This window comes from Bathymodiolus platifrons methanotrophic gill symbiont (assembly GCF_002189065.1).
Lineage (GTDB): Bacteria > Pseudomonadota > Gammaproteobacteria > Methylococcales > Methylomonadaceae > Methyloprofundus.
Genome location: NZ_BDMN01000028.1, coordinates 1 through 5,820, shown reverse-complemented (window position 1 = coordinate 5,820; position 5,820 = coordinate 1). Strand labels below are relative to the sequence as shown.

Genomic DNA, 5,820 nt, shown 5'->3' with positions numbered 1-5,820 from the left:
AACTGAAGTTTCCCAATAATTATTTATGGTAAAATTGAAACTATGCTACAACTATATGAAAAAAATAGTCTTTTCATTCGTTTCAAATGCTATTGCCTAAGGGGAATTAAGTAGGGGTTTGCTATAAACATGGCAAAACCACCTAAAATAAACCTCGATACACCAGCATTGTGTATTTCAGCTACTCAATAATTGGGAAACTTCAGTACTTAATTCCAGTTGGTTTTTTACGCCCAGTTTACTGTAAATAACGGTCAATTGATTACGCACTGTTTTTTCACTAATAAATAATTTCGCACCAATCTTCTTTGCTGTTAAGCCTTTAGATGATAAACAGGCTATCTGGCTTTCACGGGGAGTGAGCGTGTTAAGGGGCAAACTGGAATCTGGCGAATTTTCTTTATCAGTAGAAGTAGTTGATATGTTTTTAGTCTCTTGTGTATTCTGTTGCCACATTTCAGCCATTAATGCTTTATCAACCCATATAATGTTGTGTAAATGAACATTGCGAATGGCTTTACAAAGCAGCTCTGCTGTCTCGCTTTTAAGTACAATACCTACGACTCCATAACGCAAAGCAAGTAAGTGAGTTTCTTTATCTTTAGAGGCTGTAAATAGCAGTATCTTACAGTTTGGACAATGCTCTTTTAATCTGGCAATACAGCCAAGACTCTCGCCATCATTCAAGGTTACATTGAGTAAAATAACACAAGGGTTAAGAGTTGATGCTAGCATTAAAATCTCTTTACAACTTGCAGCTTCTCCAATCACTGTTAAATCATGCTCTTGATCCATTATACTTCTCAACCCATGACGAACAACTTCATGGTCTTCAGCAATCAATACCCGAATGGTTTTCTTGTTTTTTAGCTGCATAATGGATTGAAATATTAACGCTCACGAATCAAGAATAATCAAACGAGAACCGATAAACTCAGGAATTTAGTAAATTTTCGTTCGAAACCAGTGAATCATACTACATAATAAAGCAATAATCCTGCAACTGCTCTCCCGCTAAACACTTTCTCTGGCTGAATAAGAGTATTACAGCAATTAGGTGGTAATTAAGAATATGTAGGAGGCAGAAATTTATCCTGGCCATGAGCCCACCATCATATCTATCAGAAAACCCTGCTTTTTTTGTAAATTTCAACCTTGAAGTCGATTGATAAACAGCGCATGAATCCCGAATTGCGAAAGCTCTACTTTTTAGCACCGGAGCTTGTCTTTTGGTGGTAAACGCTGCGCTATTCCACCCTACACAGGGCACTGAAATAACTATAATTGTCCCCTTTACACGACATCAGTGCTAAAATCGACAGTCTCAATTACGCCATTTACTTTAGGATATGACTGACTTGTTGAAACTTCCTGTATCTTCATTAAAACTACAAATTAGCCAGACAGATTACTCTATTCTTAGTGATAACAAGAATACCCGGGCGACTAATATTCTTGGTCAGGAGCGCGCGCAGTCAGCCCTTGGATTTGGGGTAGCCATGCAAAACCCGGGCTACAATATCTATGTTATGGGCGAGCCGGGTACAGGGCGCTTATCCATGATCACCAATCATTTAACGCCTATTTCTCACAGCCAGGAAACGCCGCCTTCCTATGCTTATGTTGAAAATTTTGAAAATAACAGGGAGCCGGTTGCTATTGAACTTCCTGCTGGGCAGGCCCAGGTATTTTGCAAAGATATTAATCGCCTGATTGATAATTTAATTGCAACTTTTCCAGAGGCTTTTGAAAGCCCCAGCTACCTGCAAAAAAAGACTGCTATAGAGCGCACCTTTAACCAACTCTATAATAGCGCTATTGACATAATTGAACAGCGCTCTAAAGAAAAAAATATTGCGCTGTTTCGTGATACCGAATCCATTACTTTCGCGCCAATACGCGATAACAAGGTTCTGGATGAAGAACAATTCAATCAACTTTCTCAAGAAGAGCGAGATACTTTTCATAAAGACACGGAAGCACTGGAAGACTCTCTGGGTGATGAGTTAATAGAACTTCCTCAATGGCGACGTGCTCTGGTTGAAAAAAACCGACAGCTGGATAATGTCACTATCCGCATGGCTATTTCGCCGTTATTCAAAGAACTCACTGATCGTTATCAAAATATTGATAACGTCATTACCTATCTTAGCGAAATTAAAAAAGACCTGGGCGAAACCATTAAAGACCTGTTTGTGCAAACGCAGTCATTAGAAGGGATTAGTGACAGCACAAAAAAACAGCTATTAAAAGACCAGTATCAACCTAACATACTGATTAATTATAAAGAAAATACAGGCTCTCCTGTTATCTATGAACCCAACCCAACCTATCAGAACCTGTTTGGCCGCATAGAATATAGTAGTGATCAAGGTGCATTAACAACCAATTATCAGCGTATTTGTCCCGGCTCATTACATCGGGCAAATGGAGGTTATTTAATTTTAGATGCTGACAAGCTATTAAACTCTCCCTTTGTCTGGGAAGGCCTCAAGCGCGCGTTAAAATCAGGGCGTATTGAAATTGAGGAGCCATACTCAGAGCTGGGCATTAATACAGTCACCCTTAAGCCAGAAGTTATTCCACTCAATATTAAAGTTATTCTGGTCGGTTCAACAGAGATCTATTACTTATTGCAAGATCTGGATGATGAGTTTAATGAAATGTTTCGCATTCTGGCAGACTTTGATTACGACATCCCGCGCAATGCAGATAATATGCAGGCTTTTGCGCAACTTATGAAACAGCAAGCTCATGATTCAGGAGCTAAACCGTTAGCTGAGTCTGCGGTTATCAGCCTGATGGAACATAGTTGCCGCCTGGCTGAACATCAGCAACGCTTATCAGCCCATATCAATGATGCCCTGGAAATTATTGGCGAAGCTAACTTCCTATGTAAGTCTACAGAAATTGATAGTTTAGATATAGAGCAGGCACTGAGTGCACGCGAATATCGTAATGGCAGAATTGCCCAAAGCATTCTGGAAGAAATGCTGGATGGTACTATATTAATCAACACTTCCGATAGTGTGATAGGTCAAATTAATGGCCTGACGGTACTGGAAGTCGGCGGTAGCAGTTTTGGTGCACCATCGCGCATTACTGTAACAGTTTATCCTGGCTCACGCGGCATTGTTGATATAGAACGTGAAGCTGAACTTGGCCTGTCCATCCATTCCAAAGGGGTGATGATCTTAACAGGGTATCTAGGCAGCTGTTATGCGCAAGAATTTCCTCTGGCCATTTCAGCCAGTATTGCTCTGGAACAGTCTTATGGACATATCGATGGCGATAGCGCATCACTTGCTGAGCTATGCTGTCTTATCTCTGCCTTAACACTCACGCCAATCAAACAAAGTTTTGCCGTCACGGGTTCAATCAACCAATATGGTGAAGTACAGACCATAGGGGGAGTTAATGAAAAAATTGAAGGCTTTTTCAAACTCTGCAAAGGCCGCGGCTTAACTGGCGAGCAAGGCTGCATCATCCCACAGGCTAATATCCGTAATTTAATGCTAAAACAGGAAATTATTGATGCGGTTGCCAATAATGAATTTGCTATTTATGCTGTTGCCAATGTTAATGAAGCACTAGAACTACTAACAGGTGAAAGTGTCGGCAAGAAAGATAATAATGGCGAATACCCTGAAGATAGCCTAAACTTCAAAGCAATCTCCAGACTAAAAGAGATTTCTGATTTAGGTCATGATAAGGATGAAGATAATAATGAAGACGAAGCGGAGTCATAAAGCAACTATCCTTCTGGCATGGGTACTGCTATGTTCATTCAAGGTACATGCAGATACCACGCATGACGCTATATTCAAGGTTATTCTAAGCTCAAACAGTCACCCTTACTTTAACGAAACGTATAGCAGCACTGAAAAAACAAAACTCAAAAAACTTTATAAGTTAAATCAAAATCAGCTGTTCTGGTTTAGTAGTAAACACCCTGTTCAGGCTATCAATCAGCTACTAGCGCTCTATACCGATGCTCCCACACAGGGCTTAATTAGTAGCGACTACGCTGAGCAGCACCTCAAAACACAATGGCAAAACATTCAGCACAGTAACCCTGATTTTTATCAATTTGCAGTCTTTGACACCGCATTTAGCCTAACTTTTTTACGTTATTTAAATGACTTACACTATGGGCGCGTTCCTCCTCAACTCCTGGGTTTTCGCCTACAGCAAAAAAAAATCATTGATATCACAAGTGCCATATTTGGCGCATTACAAATCAATGCAATCAGTTCACTTATTGAGGATCTGGAGCCAAAATTAAAACCCTATCAGCAACTTAAAGTAGCTCTGGCTAAATATAGGCGATTAGATCAGTATTTTAAAAAACCATTACATTTCAAACTTGAACGCAGTTTACGACCAGGCGAGTGGTCTACCGAGGTCAGTAAATTACACCTTTTTTTTGAAGCACTTAATACGCCCTTCGAGCTCCCTATCAAAACCCATACCATCACTAGTAATACTTATACTGATGATATCGTGATCAAGGTTCAAAATCTACAGACAAGACATGGACTCATCAACGATGGCATTATAGGAAAACAAACACTTGCGATATTAAATACGCCTTTCAGCCAGCGCGTGGAACAGATTGAATTGGCTATGGAACGGATGCGCTGGATACCTGAGCAGCAACAAGGTCCTTTTATTCTGGTTAATATTCCAGCATTTCAGTTATGGGCTTATGACACCAAACAAAGCCATGACGATGTACTCAGTATGAAAGTCATCGTAGGCAAAGCTAAAAATAAAGTCCAAGGCAAGAATAAAAATGAGGACAAACTGCAAACACCCATTTTTACTGCTGAATTAAGCTATCTGGTTTTTAGTCCTTACTGGAACATTCCTAAGAGCATCCTGACTGAAGAAATTCTGCCTTTGCTTGAGAAAGATCCCGACTATTTACAGAAAAATAATATGGAAATCGTATCCCGGTTTACACATGATGCTCCGGTATACGCTATCAATGAAAACAGCATAAGTCGCCTATACAGTGACCAGTTAAACTTACGCCAACGCCCCGGACGTAAGAATGCTTTAGGGAATATCAAGTTTATTTTCCCCAATAATTACGCCATCTATTTGCACGATACACCAGCACTGTCTTTATTTAAGCGCAATAAGCGTGACTTTAGTCATGGTTGTATTCGCGTTGAAAATCCCAATAAATTAGCACAATTTGTTTTAAGAAAGCAGCCAGAATGGGATGCACAAAAAATCCAGGAAGCAATGCAGGCAGAAAAGCCCAGCATTGTTGATGTAGCACAAAAAATCCCCGTGCTTATTTTTTATAGCACGGCTTTAGTAACTCAGGCAGGTCTGGCCTTTTACCCTGATATATATAATCACGACAGCACTTTAAAATCATCCTTAGCCCAGCGCAGTGAACTTTTCACAACACTACATACATCCATGGTTGCTGCCTTTTAATTTTTAGGTTCTGTAATCAGAAGTGAGGATTTAATAAATACGGAAAGTATAGTGTAGGATTCTGGATTGTTACTCTACGAAACTAAAAATCCCGATTCCAGATTATGAGCTAAAAATTTACCAGGATCTTACGCGCCCAGTATCGATATGGACAAAGTTTGAACGCGGATAATAGCCGACACCACCACGAGCCAGGTTCATTGCAGCCTTTTGAATATCCCTGGCAGCTATCCCTTCAATACGAATATCTTAGGCGCGCCATGCTACCTCACGAAATTCCGGGACTCCTGTCGCCGTAATTCGTTCACCTACGCAGCGAATAGGAGATGCTCCAGCCGCCCTGCGTCCGCCACCGACTGAGCACAA

The 5,820-nt window shown here is 40.5% G+C and carries 3 protein-coding genes and 1 pseudogene; 2 read left to right on the top strand and 2 right to left on the bottom strand.

Annotated features, from left to right (window positions below; genetic code table 11):
- Nucleotides 1–177 precede the first annotated feature (177 nt).
- Complete coding sequence (locus CDZ78_RS02145) at nt 178–876, bottom strand: response regulator transcription factor (RefSeq protein WP_087868487.1); 699 nt, start codon at nt 874–876, stop codon at nt 178–180.
- 473 nt (nt 877–1,349) lie between these two features.
- On the opposite strand from CDZ78_RS02145, the gene CDZ78_RS02135 reads away from it, so the two are divergent.
- Complete coding sequence (locus tag CDZ78_RS02135) at nt 1,350–3,749, top strand: Lon protease family protein (protein WP_087868485.1); 2,400 nt, start codon at nt 1,350–1,352, stop codon at nt 3,747–3,749.
- Entirely contained in the window at nt 3,727–5,454 is a 1,728-nt protein-coding gene (locus CDZ78_RS02130) for a L,D-transpeptidase family protein (RefSeq protein ID WP_167374142.1), read from the top strand. Before CDZ78_RS02135 ends, CDZ78_RS02130 begins: the two co-directional genes overlap by 23 nt.
- A gap of 117 nt (nt 5,455–5,571) precedes the next feature.
- On the opposite strand, the pseudogene CDZ78_RS22840 reads toward CDZ78_RS02130, so the two are convergent.
- A pseudogene (locus CDZ78_RS22840) lies at nt 5,572–5,703 on the bottom strand (YcbK family protein); the annotation flags it as partial.
- Nucleotides 5,704–5,820: the final 117 nt, after the last annotated feature.

Coding starts and splice junctions, on each gene's coding strand:
- CDZ78_RS02135 (WP_087868485.1), top strand. CDS start 1,350: ATGACTGACTTGTTGAAACTTCCTGTATCTTCATTAAAACTACAAATT.
- CDZ78_RS02130 (WP_167374142.1), top strand. CDS start 3,727: ATGAAGACGAAGCGGAGTCATAAAGCAACTATCCTTCTGGCATGGGTA.
- CDZ78_RS02145 (WP_087868487.1), bottom strand. CDS start 876: ATGCAGCTAAAAAACAAGAAAACCATTCGGGTATTGATTGCTGAAGAC.